General features: G+C 62.5%; 19 protein-coding genes. 13 read left to right on the top strand and 6 right to left on the bottom strand.

The genetic code is table 11. From position 1 onward, the window contains the following. Complete coding sequence (oscA, locus tag ACNFCJ_RS12510) at positions 1–183, bottom strand: sulfur starvation response protein OscA (protein WP_036998842.1); 183 nt, start codon at positions 181–183, stop codon at positions 1–3. 245 nt (positions 184–428) lie between these two features. On the opposite strand from oscA, the gene ACNFCJ_RS12505 reads away from it, so the two are divergent. Further along, a complete protein-coding gene (locus ACNFCJ_RS12505) occupies positions 429–1,010 on the top strand; it encodes an RBBP9/YdeN family alpha/beta hydrolase (protein WP_279922994.1) in 582 nt (193 codons plus the stop codon). A 179-nt stretch (positions 1,011–1,189) separates the two neighbouring features. Next, a complete protein-coding gene (locus tag ACNFCJ_RS12500; protein WP_416771656.1) occupies positions 1,190–2,014 on the top strand; it encodes a sigma 54-interacting transcriptional regulator in 825 nt (274 codons plus the stop codon). Between the two features lie 149 nt (positions 2,015–2,163). Here the strand turns inward: ACNFCJ_RS12500 and modC are convergent, their stop codons facing one another. The 3 genes from modC to modA are packed head-to-tail and all read right to left on the bottom strand — an operon-like array spanning position 2,164 to position 4,775. Beyond that, a complete protein-coding gene (modC, locus tag ACNFCJ_RS12495; RefSeq protein ID WP_416771700.1) occupies positions 2,164–3,288 on the bottom strand; it encodes a molybdenum ABC transporter ATP-binding protein in 1,125 nt (374 codons plus the stop codon). Next, positions 3,288–3,968, bottom strand: coding sequence for a molybdate ABC transporter permease subunit (gene modB, locus ACNFCJ_RS12490; RefSeq protein WP_416771654.1), 681 nt, complete (start codon positions 3,966–3,968; stop codon positions 3,288–3,290). Before modB ends, modC begins: the two co-directional genes overlap by 1 nt. 54 nt (positions 3,969–4,022) lie before the next feature. Beyond that, a complete protein-coding gene (modA, locus tag ACNFCJ_RS12485; protein WP_416771652.1) occupies positions 4,023–4,775 on the bottom strand; it encodes a molybdate ABC transporter substrate-binding protein in 753 nt (250 codons plus the stop codon). 111 nt (positions 4,776–4,886) lie between these two features. Here modA and ACNFCJ_RS12480 point away from each other — a divergent pair, with 111 nt between their 5' ends. Then, entirely contained in the window at positions 4,887–5,027 is a 141-nt protein-coding gene (locus ACNFCJ_RS12480) for a hypothetical protein (protein ID WP_416771651.1), read from the top strand. A gap of 21 nt (positions 5,028–5,048) precedes the next feature. On the opposite strand, the gene ACNFCJ_RS12475 is transcribed toward ACNFCJ_RS12480, so the two are convergent. After that, the gene (locus ACNFCJ_RS12475) at positions 5,049–5,978 is read right to left on the bottom strand and encodes a DMT family transporter (protein ID WP_416771649.1); all 930 of its coding nucleotides are present in this window, start codon (positions 5,976–5,978) and stop codon (positions 5,049–5,051) included. Positions 5,979–6,081: 103 nt separating this feature from the next. Here ACNFCJ_RS12475 and ACNFCJ_RS12470 point away from each other — a divergent pair, with 103 nt between their 5' ends. The 7 genes from ACNFCJ_RS12470 to ACNFCJ_RS12440 all read left to right on the top strand — a co-directional run bounded on the left by ACNFCJ_RS12470 (position 6,082) and on the right by ACNFCJ_RS12440 (position 11,947). Continuing rightward, on the top strand, positions 6,082–6,993 hold the full coding sequence (locus ACNFCJ_RS12470; RefSeq protein ID WP_416771648.1) for a LysR family transcriptional regulator: 912 nt from the start codon (positions 6,082–6,084) through the stop codon (positions 6,991–6,993). 283 nt (positions 6,994–7,276) lie between these two features. Then, positions 7,277–7,702, top strand: coding sequence for a RidA family protein (locus ACNFCJ_RS12465; protein ID WP_416771647.1), 426 nt, complete (start codon positions 7,277–7,279; stop codon positions 7,700–7,702). Between the two features lie 31 nt (positions 7,703–7,733). Then, positions 7,734–8,891, top strand: coding sequence for an ABC transporter ATP-binding protein (locus tag ACNFCJ_RS12460; RefSeq protein WP_416771646.1), 1,158 nt, complete (start codon positions 7,734–7,736; stop codon positions 8,889–8,891). A 13-nt stretch (positions 8,892–8,904) separates the two neighbouring features. Further along, a complete protein-coding gene (locus ACNFCJ_RS12455; RefSeq protein ID WP_416771645.1) occupies positions 8,905–9,903 on the top strand; it encodes an NAD(P)H-quinone oxidoreductase in 999 nt (332 codons plus the stop codon). Between the two features lie 40 nt (positions 9,904–9,943). After that, on the top strand, positions 9,944–10,558 hold the full coding sequence (locus tag ACNFCJ_RS12450; protein ID WP_416771643.1) for a glutathione S-transferase: 615 nt from the start codon (positions 9,944–9,946) through the stop codon (positions 10,556–10,558). Positions 10,559–10,571: 13 nt separating this feature from the next. After that, the gene (locus tag ACNFCJ_RS12445) at positions 10,572–11,018 is read left to right on the top strand and encodes a type II 3-dehydroquinate dehydratase (RefSeq protein WP_349653020.1); all 447 of its coding nucleotides are present in this window, start codon (positions 10,572–10,574) and stop codon (positions 11,016–11,018) included. Beyond that, positions 11,015–11,947, top strand: a complete 933-nt coding sequence (locus ACNFCJ_RS12440) for a 2-hydroxyacid dehydrogenase (protein ID WP_416771641.1) — start codon at positions 11,015–11,017, stop codon at positions 11,945–11,947. Before ACNFCJ_RS12445 ends, ACNFCJ_RS12440 begins: the two co-directional genes overlap by 4 nt. 18 nt (positions 11,948–11,965) lie before the next feature. Here the strand turns inward: ACNFCJ_RS12440 and ACNFCJ_RS12435 are convergent, their stop codons facing one another. Further along, positions 11,966–12,940 (bottom strand): LysR substrate-binding domain-containing protein, encoded by a 975-nt coding sequence (locus ACNFCJ_RS12435; RefSeq protein WP_045735796.1) that lies wholly within the window; start codon positions 12,938–12,940, stop codon positions 11,966–11,968. 373 nt (positions 12,941–13,313) lie between these two features. On the opposite strand from ACNFCJ_RS12435, the gene ACNFCJ_RS12430 reads away from it, so the two are divergent. From ACNFCJ_RS12430 to ACNFCJ_RS12420, 3 genes are all read left to right on the top strand, one after another. Then, a complete protein-coding gene (locus tag ACNFCJ_RS12430) occupies positions 13,314–14,342 on the top strand; it encodes an ABC transporter substrate-binding protein (RefSeq protein ID WP_416771639.1) in 1,029 nt (342 codons plus the stop codon). A gap of 92 nt (positions 14,343–14,434) precedes the next feature. Then, positions 14,435–15,289, top strand: a complete 855-nt coding sequence (locus ACNFCJ_RS12425; protein ID WP_045735794.1) for an ABC transporter permease — start codon at positions 14,435–14,437, stop codon at positions 15,287–15,289. 1 nt (position 15,290) lies between these two features. Further along, entirely contained in the window at positions 15,291–16,109 is an 819-nt protein-coding gene (locus ACNFCJ_RS12420; RefSeq protein ID WP_045735793.1) for an ABC transporter permease, read from the top strand. Positions 16,110–16,146: the final 37 nt, after the last annotated feature.

Below are 16,146 nucleotides of genomic sequence, written 5' to 3'. Positions count from 1 at the left end.
TCAGCTGTTCTTGGTGTTCGGTTGTTGCAGGCGAATCTTTTCCTTGCGTTCGATCTGCACGACCTGGCCGTTGTGGACGGTGATTTCCACCGAACCGAATTTCAGGCCATGCAGGGCGGTCTGGATCTCGCGCAGGATGCTGGCTTCATCCTGGCCTTCGAGGTTTCTCAGCGTCGCGGTCATTTCCAGGCTCCTTATGAATAGGTCGCCACGGCGGCGGGATGGAGTACCGACGCTGGCGTGGAGCGGATAGTAGAGAGGCTGAAATATTCTTAAAAATACTGTTTAATAACATTTATATTCTTTTTGGAAATATAAGACGCCGTGTGTTTGCTTTGCATTTATGGAATAAGCAAATAAATTCTTATTCTTTTTGTAATCGATTTGCGCTGCCTAGACTGACGCCATTCGATTCAAGGAGCGCCGTCATGGGCAGCGAAGCAATCCGTTATCTGATCCTGCCGGGCTGGCAGGGCTCATCCGAGGAACACTGGCAAAGCCACTGGCAGCGCAGCCTGCCCAACAGTGCGCGGGTCGAACAGCAGGACTGGCTCAACCCGCAACGGGGTGATTGGGTCGCTGCGTTGAACCAGGCGATTGCCGCCGATCCGCGTCCGGTCATCCTCATCGCTCATAGTCTCGGTTGCGTGACGGTGGCGCACTGGGCGGCGCAGGCGCCGGTCGAGTTGCTGCGCCGCGTGCGCGGTGCGCTGCTGGTGGCGCCGGCCGATGTCGAGCGGCCGGGTTGTCCCGAACCGCTACGGAATTTCGCGCCGATACCGCGTGATCTGCTGCCCTTTCCCAGCCTGCTGGTGGGCTCCGACAACGACGCAGCGGCCAGTGCCCTGCGCGCCATGGAGCTGGCGCGGGCCTGGGGCAGCGAGGCGGCGATTCTCACTGGTGCTGGGCATATCAACGTGAAGTCCGGGCACCGTTACTGGGAACAGGGCTTCGGTTATCTGTATCGCCTGCAGAGTCGCATCGAACAGCAGTCGCGCTTGCGCGCCTGAGCCGGTCACCACGTCACACCATTTTCAGAGCGGGGTCGGGCCAGGCAGCCACCCGCTCTTTTTTATCGCCTGCCAGCCATGGCGGCCACCCTTCGAGCCGTTGTGGAGCAGTTGCTCCAGGCAATTTTCTATTCGCGTACAGGCTGCGCCGGCGAGGTGTGGCTCAGGAGCTGCACGTCATGAGTTTTCCACCAGGCTTTCCACCGCCATTGACTTTCGCCGATTCGGACAAGAGCCCACTGAGCATTCGGGCCAAGGCGCTGGTATTCGTCGATGCCCGTTCGCGTCAATTGCGCGAGCGCGCCGAGGCGCTGGCGGGTGACGGCCAGCCGTTGCTGATTCTTGGCGAGACCGGTACCGGCAAGGAGTTGCTGGCGCGCTATATCCATCGCCACAGTGAGCGTGCTGGCCTGTTCGTGGCGGTGAGCTGCGCGGCGATCAGCCCGCAATGGGGCGAGGCCGAGCTGTTCGGGCATGTCGGCGGCGCTCATGTCGGCGCCGCCAGCAGCCGTGCCGGCTGGTTCGGTTCGGCCAATGGCGGCACGCTCTACCTCGACGAGATCGCCGACCTCGCGCGCCCGTTGCAGAGCAAGCTGCTGTCCGCACTGGAAACCCGCGAGGTGTATCGCGTTGGCGCCAGCCAGGCACTGCCGGTAGATGTGCGCCTTGTAGCGGCGAGCAGCATTGAGCTATCCCGCGCAGTGGCCGCCGGCACTTTCGACGAGCGCTTGTATGCCTACCTGTGCGATGGCCAGCTGCTGTTCCCCGCCCTGCGTCAGCGCGTCGGCGATATCTTGCCGCTGGCTGAATACTTCCTCGGCATCCACGCCCTGCGCCTGGGTTTGGCCATTCCGTCGATCAGCCCGGCGGCGCAGGCGGTGCTGGAGGCGCACCGCTGGCCCGGCAATACTCGTGAGCTGGAGAACGTCATCCACTTCGCCCTGCTGTTGGCCGGCCATGCCGAAATCGGGCCGGAGCATCTGGAGCTGCCGGGTATTGCGTAATGAATGGGTGAGGCCGATCTTCCTCGCGCTGCGCGTGGGAGCTATCAACCTACGCGTGGTCGGTGCGCGCGGCGCACCCTACGGGTGTGACGGCTTCAGCGTAGGGTGCGCCATGCCCACCGGGGGCTCCGCGGTCGCGCAGCCAGGAATTACGGCGCCAGCAGCGACACCGACTTGATCTGCGCCCACAGCGCCTGGCCGGCGTGAATGCCCAACTGATCGAAGGAGTAACGGGTGATTCGCGCCAGCAGGCGCTGATCGCCGATGCGCAGGGTCAACAGCATCTGCGCGTCCAGTGCCTGCCAGCCATCGACCCGCACCGGCAGCAGGTTGAGCAGGCTGCTGCCTTCGGCACGTTGCAGGCTGAGGCTGACGTCGCGCGCCTTGATCTTCACCCGTACCCGATGCCCGCTGAGCAGCGCTGCATGGGGTAGGCGCAGGCAGGCTTCGCTGCCGGGAAGGTTCAGTTGCAGCAGATCGTAGGCGGCATCGTGGCCACAGACCTGGCCGTCGATCACCGCTTCGGCCTCGTCATCGCTGGCGAACGGCAGATCGGCGCGCAACAGGGTCTCCTTGAGCGGGCCGCTGGCGCGCACCTGGCCTTCGTCGAGCAGCACCAGATGATCGGCCAGACGCGCCACTTCGTCCGGGGCGTGGCTGACGTAGAGCACCGGGATGTCCAGCTCCTCGTGCAGGCGCTGCAGATACGGCAGGACTTCCTGTTTGCGCTTGAGGTCGAGCGAAGCCAGCGGCTCGTCCATCAGCAGCAGGCGCGGGCTGGTGACCAGCGCGCGGGCGATACCGACGCGCTGGCGTTCGCCGCCGGACAGCGCCGAGGGCATGCGCTCGAGCAGGTGGCCGATGCCCAGCAGCTGCAGCGCCTGTTCCAGTGCCACTTTGCGTTGCGAGGCAGGGATGCGCCGCTGACCGTATTCCAGATTCTTGCGCACGCTCAGGTGCGGGAACAGGTTGGCGTCCTGGAACACGTAGCCGATGGCGCGCTTGTGCGCGGGCAGGAAGAAACCGCGCTCGCTGTCCTGCCAGAGCTCACCGGCTACCTGCAGGTAGCCCTGCTGCGGGCGATCCAGCCCGGCGAAGCAGCGCAGGCAACTGGTCTTGCCCGAACCAGAATGGCCGAACAGCGCACTGACGCCGCGCCCGGGCAGGTCGAGGTCGACATCCAGGGCGAAGCCCGGATGCTTGACCACGAAGCGCGCGCGAATGCGCCCGTCGTCGTGAACGGCAGGTGGTGGGGCTTTGCCGAAACCGAACATCACAGAGCCCTCATCCGGCTACTGCGCCCGCTATACAGCGTGAGCAGAACGATGAAGGAGAACGCCACCATGCCGCCAGCCAGCCAGTGTGCCTGGGCGTACTCCATGGTTTCCACGTGGTTGTAGATCTGCACTGACACCACCTGAGTCTTGCCGGGGATGTTGCCACCGATCATCAGCACCACGCCGAACTCACCGACGGTATGGGCGAAGCTGAGAATGGCGGCGGTGATGAAGCCCGGGCGGGCCAGTGGCAGCACCACGCTGAAGAACGTATCCCACGGGTTGGCGCGCAACGTGGCGGCCGCCTCCAGCGGGCCACGGCCGATGGCCTCGAAAGCGTTCTGCAGTGGCTGCACGACGAAGGGCAGCGAATAGAAGATCGAGCCAATCACCAGGCCGGTGAACGTGAAGGCGAAGGTGCCGAGACCGAGGCTCTGCGTCAGCTGACCGAAGAAACCATTGGGCCCCATGCTCACTAGCAGGTAGAAACCGATCACCGTCGGCGGCAGCACCAGCGGCAGCGCCACCACCGCGCCAACCGGGCGCTTGAGCCAGGAGTCGGTGCGCGCCAGCCACAGGGCAATCGGCGTGCCGATGATCAGCAGCAGCACGGTGGTCAGTGAGGCCAGCTCCAGGGTCAGGAGGATGGCGTCGAGGTCACTCTTCGACAGCGGCATGCAGGAATTCCGGAAGTGGAAAGCGTGGCCCGAATGCGATCCGGGCCACGGCTATTACAGCTTATAACCGAACGACTTGATCACCTTGGCCGCTTCCGGGCCTTTCAGGTACTCGACCAGTGCCGTCGCTGCCGGATTGTTTGCGCCCTGCTTGAGAATCACCGCGTCCTGTTTGATCGGGTCGTACATATCGTCTGGGACGATCCAGGCCGAGCCGCTGGTGACCTTACCGTCCTTGTACACCTGCGACAGCGCGACGAAGCCCAGCTCGGCGTTACCGGTGGAGACGAATTGATGCGCCTGGGTGATGTTATGGCCTTCGACCAGTTTGCTTTTCACAGTGTCGCTCAGGCCCAGCTTGTCCAGCACCTGGGTCGCGGCCAGGCCGTAGGGGGCGGCCTTCGGGTTGGCGATGGACAGGTGCTTGAACTGGCCTGCTTTAAGCGCCGCGTCAGTACCATCGAGGTAGCTGGCGTCGGCCGACCACAGCACCAGGCTGCCGATGGCGTAGGTGAAACGCAAGCCGGGGAGGGTGTCATCTTCGCTTTCCAGCTTGGCCGGGGTGCTGTCGTCGGCGCTGAGGAATACATCGAATGGCGCGCCATGCTTGATCTGCGCATAGAACTGCCCGGTGGCGCCGAATGACGCCACCAGCTTGTGCCCGGTGGCCTGCTCGAACGCTGGCGCGAGTGCCTGGATCGGCGCGGTGAAGTTGGCGGCGACAGCGACCTTGACCTCGTCGGCGATGGCGCCGCTGGCGAAGATCAGGCCGAGGGCGAGCAGGCTGTGCTTGAGCGGCGTGAGCATGGGGATTCCTTATCGTTATCGGGTGTTGGCTCGACCCTGGCGGCAGGTCTGAATGCGGCAATCCTACATCGTTATGTTTTTTTGTATATAGCGCTATTGAGGTCTGTTTCCGTGGACGATCTTCGTGCGCACCGCTGCGAAGTCGAGCGCCTGCTGCTCGATGGCGTGGCCGACGCCTCGATCATGCCGACGCTGATCGGCGGCAACACCAACGCGTCATACATCATGTCGGCGAGAAGGCCGCCGACCTGATCCGCCAGGACTGACCCTGGCTCAGCCCGTCTTGCGCTTGCTCGCCGACAGGCGCGAGACGCCCAATAGCACCAGCGCCAGGCCGGCGATCTGGTACAGGCTGATGGCCTCGCCGAGCAGTGCCCAGGCGGCGAACATCGTCAGCACCGGGCCCAGGTTGCCGAACACCGCGGTATGGCTGGCGCCCATGCGCTGGATGGCCAGTGCCATCCAGTAGATCGGCAGCACCGTCGACAGCACCGCCATCAGCGCGCTGTAAAGCCATACCTGGTTCGGCAGGCTCGCCAGTTGCGTCGGCTCACCGCTGATGGCGTAGTGGATCAGCACCATGATCGCCGAGGAGCCGCCGGCCAGCCCGGCCAGGCGCATAGAGCCGACCCGTCGAATCACCACGCCGGTGCCCAGGTAATACAAGGCGTAGGTCACCGCGCTGGCGAACACCCAGGCGGCCCCCAGCAGAATCTGCTCGCTGTCGCCTTCCACGCGGATGTCATGCACCAGGGCGATGCCCAGGCCCAGGTAGCACAGGCCCATGGCCAGGAAGGTGCGCGGGCCCGGTCGCTCGCCCAGCGCCAGCATCTGCAACAGCAGCACCAGCGTCGGATAGGTGAACAGGATCAGCCGCTCCAGCCCGGCGCTGATGTACTGCAGGCCGTAGAAGTCGAACAGGCTCGACAGGTAGTAACCGAGCATCCCCAGCAGCAGAACGTGCGCCCAGTCCTTCGCTGACAGCCGCGCTTGCCCGGTGCCACGGCTCAGCCACAGCAGCCAGGCGAATAGCGGCAGGGCCAGACTCATGCGCAGACTCAATACGGTGATGGCGTCCACCGGCGCAGCGGCGTAGGCGAGTTTGACGAACACGGCTTTCAGGCTGAAGCCGGTGGCCGAGAGCACGGCGAACAGCACGCCGTTGTCCAGGCTGCGTCGGTACGAGGCGGTCAGAGCATTCATGAGCAGGGCTGCGGCAGGGGAGTGAGCTGTTATTCTGAGTGGAAAGCTAAGCAGCCAGAATCGCAATTTCACGAAGATGGCTTTCTGTTTTGGAGAATGCTGCATGCATTTCGACCTGCCCGACCTGCGCCTGATCGCGGCGATTGCTGCAACCGGCAGCCTGAGCAAGGCGGCGGCGACCTTCCCCGTCGCCGTGTCGGCGGCCAGCACCCGCCTGCGCCTGTTCGAAGAACGCTGCGGGCTGACGCTGTTCGTGCGCAGCAGCGATGGCATGAGCCTGACTCCTGCCGGGCGCCTGGTGCTGGAGGCTTGCCAAGGCGTGCTGAAGGAGGCCCGCCAGCTCAGCGATACCCTGCAGGAACTCAAGGGTGAGCGGCGCATCACCCTGCGCCTGGCGGCCTCCACGGTGGCCAACAGCACCTTCCTGCCGGCGGCGCTCGGGCCGTTCCTGGCCGACTACCCCGAGGTGGATCTGCAACTGGCCGAGTACAACAGCAAGGATGTGCTGCAGGCCGCGCGGGAAGGCAGCATCGACATCGGCGTGTACGACGGCAACCTGGTCACCGATGACCTGCTGTCGCTGCCATTTCGCAACGACCGCCTGGTGCTGCTGGTACCGCATGGCCATGCGTTGATCGAGCAACGCCCGGCCTCGCTGCGCAATGCACTCAACTACCCCTTCGTCTGCCTGCCCGCCGAGCGCGCGATGCAGCGCTTCATCGAGTACATGGCGGTGCGCAACGCCTTGCCGCTCAAGGTGCGCGTGCGCGCGCCGAGCTTCGATGCCATCGCCCAACTGGTGGCGCAGGGCGTTGGCGTGTCCATGCTGCCCGAGGTGGCCGCGACCCGCTTCGCCCAGGAACTGCCGGTGGCGGTGGTGATGCTGGAAGATGTCTGGGCCACCCGCGAATTACGCCTGTGCGTGCGCAGCTGGGAGGCGCTGTCGTCCCATGCGCGCCAGTTGGTCAGCTACCTCTCGCCTGAGCGGCCATCCGGCGACAGTCTGGACGTATGACGTAGGAGCGGCTTCAGCCGCGACAATCGCCGCTCAAGAACCGCCCACCGCGCATCACTTGAAGAACTGGCTGGGCGCCAGCAGGCCGACCTGCTTCTTGAACGGAGTGGTGAAGGCGCTGGGGCTGTCCTAGCCCTGCTCTCTGGCGATGGCGTATATCCGATGCGCTACGGTGCGAGTGCGGTTCAGATTTTCCTAATCACCACTCGCGGCAAATGCTGGTTTCTCTGGTCTGTCAGCAATGTGAAGCTTGGCTGAACACGTCATAGCAGAGTCGCCAGGCATGCCCACCCATACCCGTATTCGCATGTTCAACACCAAGCAGACCTACCCCAATCAGTCGCTCGACAACGACCTGTGCCAGGCCGTGCGTGCCGGCAACACAGTCTATGTGCGCGGTCAGGTCGGTACCGACTTCGAAGGCAATCTCGTTGGCCTTGGAGATCCGCAGGCGCAGGCTGAACAGGCGATGAAGAACGTCAAGCAACTGCTCGAGGAGGCGGGTTCGGACCTCTCCCATGTCGTCAAGACGACCACCTACATCATCGACCCGCGATACCGCGAGGACGTCTACAAGGAAGTCGGCAAATGGCTCAGAGGCGTCTTCCCGATCTCCACCGGGCTGGTGGTGTCGGGGCTCGCTCAGCCGCAGTGGCTGATGGAGATCGATGTGATTGCCGTTATCCCGGATGACTGGCCCGTAGCCTGACTCGTTAGCCCATTCGTAAATCGGAGCGCCCATGGCGACTGCACAGATCAAGACTCTCTATCCAACACCCGATACCGAAGTAGCCACGGCGCCCAGGAGCAATGTCGCGGTTCAGCTCGATGGTGTGTTGAAGCGCTTCGGCAATTCGATTGCCCTGCAGAAAGTGTCCCTGAAAATCCAGGAGGGTGAATTCATCACCCTCCTGGGGCCATCCGGCTGTGGCAAGACCACGCTGTTGAACCTCATGGCAGGCTTCGCCGAGGCCGATAACGGCGAGATATTCATCGATGGCCAACTGGTTACCGAGACGCCGCCTTATCAGCGCGAGATCGGCATCGTCTTCCAGAACTATGCCCTGTTTCCGCATATGAACGTGGCGAAGAACGTCGGCTACGGCCTGCGCATGCGTGGTGTGGCAAAGGCCGAAATCGCCGAGCGTGTGGAGCAGGCCTTGGCACTGGTGAAGCTGAGCGGTTATGGCGAGCGCAAGCCGCGTGAGCTGTCTGGTGGTCAGCAGCAGCGTGTCGCGCTGGCCCGTGCGTTGGTCATTCGGCCCAAGGTGTTGTTGCTCGATGAGCCTTTCTCGGCACTGGACAAGAACCTCAGGCTGTCGATGCAGATCGAGCTCAAGGACATCCAGCGCAAGCTGGGCGTGACCACGGTATTCGTGACCCATGATCAGGGTGAAGCCTTGAGCATGAGCGACCGAGTGGTGGTCATGTCGGCTGGTCATATCCGCCAGATCGGCACGCCAGACGCGATCTACCGCAACCCTGAGGATCCGTTCGTGGCCAGCTTCGTCGGCGATGCCAACATTCTGCCTGGCCGTTATCTGAGTCGTGATGACAGCGCCTGTGTGGAACTGGGTGACGCCACCCTGCGCCTGCCTGCCACGCATGTCCATGGCCCGGTCGGCTCGCGTCTGGACGTCTACGCGCGGCCGGAGAACATCCGCCTGGTGCCGCTAGGCGCTGAGGCTCTGCTCAGTGGCACGGTGGTCAATCATGTGTTCCAAGGCGATCACGTCGATATCCATCTGGATGTCCCGTCGCTGGGCAATACGCGCCTGTTCGTGCGCCAGTCCGGCCTGGAATCCCTCACCCGCTGGCCGGTTGGTGCGGTCAGTGGTTTGGCGTTCGACAACGAAGGCGTCTGCGCCTTCGCGGCTGAAACCCAGCCTACCCATTGAAATGGACGGTCTTGTGATTGCTGAAACGATGAACGCCGTGATTGCCCGCGAGCCGGGTGGTCCTGAAGTGCTCGATGGCGTGCTGCGCCAGTTACCTGCAGTGGGCGCCGGCGAGCTGCTGATCAAGGTCGCGGCTGCGGGGGTCAATCGCCCGGATCTGATGCAGCGCAGCGGAGCACCGTTGCCACCTGGCGCGCCCGATATTCTCGGGCTCGAAGCTGCAGGCACAGTGGTCGCGGTAGGCGAGGGCGTGAGTGGCTTTGTTCCGGGTGACCGGGTCATGGCGCTGCTCAACGGTGGCGGCTATGCGCAATATTGCATTGCCACGGCTGCACACTGTTTGCCTGTTCCGGCAGAGCTAGACCTGGCAGAGGCCGCCGGTGTGCCGGAAGCGGCATTCACGGTCTGGCATAACCTGTTCGAGCTAGGCCGCCTGCAAGCCGGCGAGGTGGTGCTGATTCATGGCGCAGCCAGTGGCGTCGGCACCTTTGCCATTCAGTGTGCCCATGCGGCAGGTGCCAAGGTGATTGGCACCGCAGGTGGGGCGCAGAAGGTGGAGGCACTGAAAGCGCTTGGCGTGTGGCGGGCCGTTGACCGCTACGAGGAAGACTTCGTCGAAGTGGTCGAGCAGTGCACCGAGGGCCGTGGCGTCGATGTGGTGCTGGATAACGTCGGCGGCGACTACGTGGCGCGCAATCTCGCTGCGATGGCGGCGGGTGGGCGTCATATCAGTCTGTCGTTCATGCAGGGGGCGAAGGTCGAGCTGGATCTGCTGCTGATGATGCGCAAGAGCCTCAGCCTGACCTCATCGACCCTGCGGCCCAAGAGCAGCGCCGAGAAAGCGCGCCTGGCTACTGCCATCACCGAGCAGATGCTGCCCTGGCTGGCAGCAGGCAAGGTGCGTCCGCTGATTCATGCTCGCTTGTCCTTGCAGCAGGCGGCCGAAGCTCATCGCGTGCTGGAAGCGAACGAGAACATCGGCAAGGTGCTACTGATCCCGGATTCGCTGTAACAGGATCGGCCGGCAACGTCGGCTTACGACAGGAACCCCCATGTACAAACTGTATTACGCCCCCACCTCCCCCTATGTGCGTAAGGTCATGGTCGTCGCCCACGTCCTGGGCCTGATTGAGCAAATCGAGAAACTCGACTCGGCGGCTCATCCGATTCAGCGTGACGAGCGCATCGCGCGTTTCAACCCGCTGGCCAAGGTCCCGGCCTTGCAGACCCCTGATGGCGTGTCGCTGTACGACAGCCGGGTGATCTGCGAATACCTGAACGCCTCGGTCGACGGTGCCTTGTTTCCCGCCAAAGGACCTGAGCGCTGGACCAGTCTGGTTCGTCAGGCGCTGGGTGATGGCCTGCTCGATGCGGCGCTGCTGGCCCGTTACGAGGCCACCGCCAGACCTCCGGAAAAACACTGGTCCGCATGGGTCGAGGCCCAGTTGGGCAAGATCAACGCCGTCCTGGGTGAGATCGAAACTCAAGCCGCGCATTGGCGCAGCGAGCCGGATGACATCGGCTTGATCACCATTGGTTGCGGGCTGGGCTATCTGGACTTCCGTTTCGCCGAGTTCGACTGGCGCAGCGAGCACCCGGCCACTGCCAAGTGGTTCGCCGAATTTGAACAACACCCGGCCATGTTTGCCACCCGGCCGGTGGCCTGACCCAGGAGTGTCCATGTCGTACCGCGTATTTTTCCTCAATGGCCCGAATGCCAACCTCTATGGGCTGGACAAGAACGGCACCTATGGCAGCGAGAGCTTCGCCAGCATCGAGCAACGTTGCCAGGCCCACGCTGCGCAGCTGGGGCTGCAACTGGAGTTTCGCCAGAGCAACCATGAAGGTGTGCTGGTGGACTGGATTCAGGAGGCACGCCTGAGTGCCGACGCCGTCATCATCAACGCTGCTGGGCTGACTTACAGCTCGGTGCCGATTCTCGATGCGCTGCTTGCTTTCGAGGGGCCTATCATCGAGGTGCACATGAGCAATATCTGGAAGCGCGAGAGCTTTCGTCATCACTCCTATGTGTCCAAGGCTGCTACAGGTGTCATCGCTGGTCTGGGCGTGCGGGGCTATCGCCTGGCGTTGTCCAGCGTGGCTGAACTGCTGGAGGAACAGGCATGAGCCCGACATTGGTGTTCTACAGTCAGTTCGACAGTTTCGAGCAATGGCAGGCGTTGCTCGCACCCTTGCTACCGGGGATACGCATCTGTCAGGAGCAGGATGTAGAGGATCCGGACAGCGTGCTCTATGCCCTTGCCTGGAAGCCACCGCAGGGCTTCTTCGCCCGTTACCGCAACCTGCAACTGCTGATAAACCTGGGCGCAGGTGTCGACTCGCTGGTCGGTCGAGACGATCTCCCAGCCATTCCGATTACTCGCCTGTCCGACCCGAACATGGGACGCATGATGGCCAGCTATGTGCTGTTCGCAGTACTGCGCTATGCCCGTGACATCCCGGCTTTCGAACAGGCTCAGCGTGAGCGGCGCTGGCATTATCTGCACCCACGCCTGCCGCAAAGCGTGCGGGTCGGTGTACTTGGTCTAGGTGAACTGGGCGCCTACGCCGCCGCTGAGTTGGTGCGCCAGGGGTTCACTGTGAGTGGTTGGTCGCGTTCGGCCAAGCAGCTCGAAGGCGTGCGTTGCTACAGCGGTCTGGATTGCCTGGACAGCTTCATCGCTGATAGTGAAATACTCGTTGTGATGCTGCCGCTGACCTCGGAGACTCGTGGCTTGCTGGATGCTCGCCGGCTCGCGCTGCTACCGCCTGGCAGTTGCTTCATCAATGTCTCGCGCGGCGCCGTGGTCGATCAGCAGGCGCTGACAGAGGCGCTGGGGAGTGGGCGGATTGCCGAGGCGACCCTGGATGTCTTCGATCGCGAGCCATTGCCGCCCGAAGATCCGCTCTGGGGGATGACGAATGTGCTGATCACCCCGCATCTGGCCTCTGTGGCCATACCCGAGTCGGCGGCCAGGCAGATTGCCGACAATATCCTGCGTCTTCAGCGTGGCGAGGCAGTGCTGCATCAGGTCGATCCTGCACGCGGTTACTAGCCTCTGCCAAGGCCTTGATCAGCTCACATCCTTGAGCATGCGCACCGAGTGCGGGTCGAAAAAGCTCGGTGCCGCCATGCCTGGGATGTATTGATCGGAAATGAACATCCGGCAACGTTCGGCGAAGGCGCTGACCACACGTGACAGTTGCGTGTTCCTGGTCACCGCGTAGCCCAGGCGCATGGGCCGATGCTCACCGGCCAGGCGGACGCGGATCAGGCGCTTGCCATCCTGTGACAGATTGGCCTTCGGTCGCACGTTGGCGATGCTGTAGCCCACGCCATTGGCGACCATCGCCCTGACTACCTCGAGGTTGCTCGAGCGCATCACGATGTTTGGCGTGACACCGGCGGGCATGAACAGGCCGAGGAAATATTCGCGGCTTACCGGGATGTCCAGCAGGACCATCGGGTGGGTTTCCAGATCGTCCAGCGTCACTGCGGGCAGGTTCGCAAGTGGGTGGTGTTCGCCAACCATCACATAGGGCGGCAGCTGCGCCAGTGCCTGGAATTCAATGTCGTCGCTGGCGGTCAGGTCATAGGTCAGGGCGATATCGATATCGGCGTTGCGCAGTTTGCTCAGTAGCTCCTCATGGTTGCCCTCGTACTGGCTGATACGAACGCCGGGAAATGCGCGGCCAAAGCCGAACACCAGGTCTGGCGTGATCATCGGTGCCAGCGACTCCAGGCAGCCGACGCGCAAGGGGCCGCGAATGCTGTTCAGCGACTCCGAGGCGATGGTGTACAGGTTGTTCACCTGGTCGAGGATCAGCTTGGCCTCTTTCATCACCTGACGGCCGACCGCGGTCAGTGAAACGCCTTGGGCATGATGGCGTACGAACAGCTGCACACCCAGTTCTGACTCGATGTGGCTGACTGCCGCCGAGATCGACGGGGACGATACATGGAGGCGTTCCGATGCCCCGAGCAGACTGCCGGCCTCGCCTGACGCGACGAAGTACTCCAGTTGTCGTTGGGTGATTCGACTAAGCATAAGAACTCTCTGAGCAATGGTTTGGCAGAACCAGGCAGCGCCTTGGTCAGCGCTCAGTAACGCAAGGTCCGTGCCGGTGGCCTGAGCGGTAGAAAGGCTGATTTCACTGCCGAGCCATTGGCGGATATGCCTGCGACAGGCCTGGAAGCTTGTCAGATCGCAGCTTGTGGCTGCATAGGAAATTCTTACGCAAGAGCACGGGTAAAGGTTGTTTTACCCGAATGAACGCCCCCGCCATTATGAATTCACCACGTTATGCCTACCTGTGCCCCATTTCGGGGCGGCGCTGGCGCTAACCGATCCGCACGAAGATCAGACCGCGTCGCGATGTCCTTACAAGCCAGAACGCACGACCCATAACCGGAGCAGAAAAATGATGCGTAAAGCCCTTGCCTTGACCGTGCTGAGTGTCAGCTTGCTGGCGACCGTGAGCGCCAGTGCTGCAGACAAACTGGTTGTCAGCACTTGGGGCGGCAGTTTCCGTGACCTGATCGATCAGGCCATCGGCCGCGAATTCACCAAGCAGACTGGCGTCGAAGTCGAGTACGTCACTGGCGGCACCATCGACCGCTTGAACAAGGCCAAGCTGGCCGGCACCGCCGAGAGCGACCTGACCTTCACCACCTCGCATGTCGGTTGGTTGTACGCCAACGACGGGCTGTTCGAAGACCTGGACATGGCCAAGATCCCCAACGCCAAGAACCTGGTTCATCAGGCGCAGCTGAGCCCGAACCACATCGGTGTCTGGGGCTACGTCTACACCATCGGTTACCGTCCGGATCTGGTGCCGGAAGGCGAGACCTTCGAGACCTGGGCAGACCTGTGGCGGCCCGAGCTGAAGGCCACCCTGGCGCTGCCTGACTTCGATCCCAGCCATATCATCGCGGTGTCCGCCAAGCTGTCCGGGGCTGATGCCAGCACTTGGGAAAAAGGCCAGGACAAGCTCAAGGCGCTGGTGCCCAGCATCAAGTCGTTCTACACCAACGACGCCAACAGTCAGCAGCTCATCGCCACTGGTGAGACCCCGGTACAGGTGCTGCTGTCGATGAACGCTTATCACATGATCGAGGAAGGCGTGGACATCAAGCTGGCCATGCCCAAGGAAGGCGCGGTGCTGGGTGTTGATGCCATGGGCATCAACAAAGGCAGCAAGCACGCTGACCTTGCCTACACCTTCATGAACATCGCCCTGTCGCCGGAAGTACAGGCGAAGATTGCCGAGATCAACCGCGGCAGCCCGGTGGTCACCAATGCCACCGTCGACCCGGAAATCGCCAAGCTGCCGGGCATGCTGACCACGGCCGAGCAGTGGGATGCGACGCTGAATATCGACCCGAAACTGCGCGCGGAAAAAACCGCTGAATGGCGCAAGTGGTTCTCTGAGAACGTCATGGCGCATTGATCGCCAGTCCAGGCGCGGGCGATGCCCGCGCCTTCTTTCTCTGAGTCCTTTTGCGCGGCCACTGCATGTGGCCGCTTTCAACGGAAACGCCCATGACTCGTAATCCTGCGTTTGTCCGGTGGTTCGTGCTGCCATCGGCGCTGACCGCTCTTGGTCTGACGATCGCCATGCTGACCGTGCTGCAGTACAGCGTACGCGCATACATTCCAGGCTCGCTGGAGGTCGGTGGTTTTACCCTGGCCAACTTCCAGGGCATGCTCAAGAGCCTGTATGCCGATGCCTTCATCAACACGGTCGTCCTGAGCTTCAAGACTGCGCTGTTCGGTCTGTTGCTGAGTTATCCGCTGGCCTATGCGCTGGTGCGTACCCAGACCGCATGGCTGAAGTCCTGCATCCTGATCATCGCCATTACCCCGCTGTTTCTCGGCGAGGTGGTCCGCACCTATTCCTGGATCATCGTCCTGGGCAACAGCGGCTTCCTCAACAGCCTGCTGATGGCGATGGGGCTGATCGACAAACCGCTGCAACTGATGTTCACCAACACCGGCGTAGTGCTGGCGCTGGTGCATGTGACCATGCCGATCATGGTGCTGATGCTCGCCACCGGCCTGTCCCACATCGACACTGCGTATGAGAAGGCAGCCACCAGTCTGGGGGCTGGCCCGATCAACACATTCCTGACCATCACCCTGCCGCTTTCCCTGCCGGGTATCGTCGCCAGCGTCACCACTGCTTTTGCCTGGACCTTCAGTGCCTTTGCCACACCGCAGCTGATCGGTGGTGGCAAGGTCAGCACGGTAGCCACGCTGGTCTACCAACTGGGTTTCTCCTCGCTGAACTTCCCGTTCGCCGCGGCCTTGAGCGTCGCCGGTCTGATCATGACCCTGTTGCTGCTGGCTGCCCTGAAACGCATGAGCCGCTCGCTGCAGCGCGTTGGAGAGCACTGAGATGACGCGTTCCAATCACGATAAATGGCTGGGATACGCGGGCCGACTGCTGGTCGCGCTGATCCTGATGTTCGTGCTGCTGCCGACGGTGGTGGTGTTCATCTCCTCGTTCAGCAGCACCTCGGTGTTGTTCTTCCCGCCCAAGGGCTGGTCGCTGCGCTGGTTCGAGCGGGCGCTGAATTACAGCGACTTCAAGAACGGCTTCTATGCCGGGCTGATCGTCACAGCCTGGGCCTCGACTCTGGCGGTGGTGATCGGTACGACCCTGGCCATCGCTATCAATCGCTACGAGTTTCGCTTCAAGAGCCTGCTCGAAGGCGTGCTGATGTCGCCGCTGTTCATTCCGCATTTCACCATCGGTCTCGGCCTGCTGATGCTGGTGGCGCAGCTCGACCTGAGCCGTGGTTATGCCCTGGTGATCTTCTGTCACGTGGTGCTGGTGCTGCCCTTCGTGCTGCGCAGCCTCTATGTGTCGTTGCATAACCTGGAGCAGCGGATCGAGTTGGCGGCAGCGAGCCTGGGTGCCTCACCGCTACGTGTCGTCTGGACCATCACCGTACCGCTGATGCTGCCTGGCTTGTTCGGTGGCTGGTTATTCGCCGCGATCCTGTCGTTCAACGAGTTCACCGCCTCGCTGTTCGTGACTACGCAGGCAACTCAGACGCTGCCCGTGGCCATGTACAACTACGTGCGTGAATTTGCCGACCCTACGTTGGCGGCGCTGTCGGTGATCTACATCGCCACGACGGCCTCCCTGCTGACATTGGCCAACCGCTTTCTCGGCCTTGGACGAGTGCTGAATGTCGAGTCGCCACGCTGACGCTCGCTTGCGCGGGCGTTCGCAGCCCGCTTCTGGC

The sequence above is a fragment of the Pseudomonas sp. NY15364 genome (assembly GCF_048068235.1).
Taxonomy (GTDB): domain Bacteria; phylum Pseudomonadota; class Gammaproteobacteria; order Pseudomonadales; family Pseudomonadaceae; genus Aquipseudomonas; species Aquipseudomonas mendocina_D.
The sequence above is the reverse complement of the archived record's forward strand: the minus strand, read 5'-3'. Positions and strand labels throughout refer to the sequence as shown.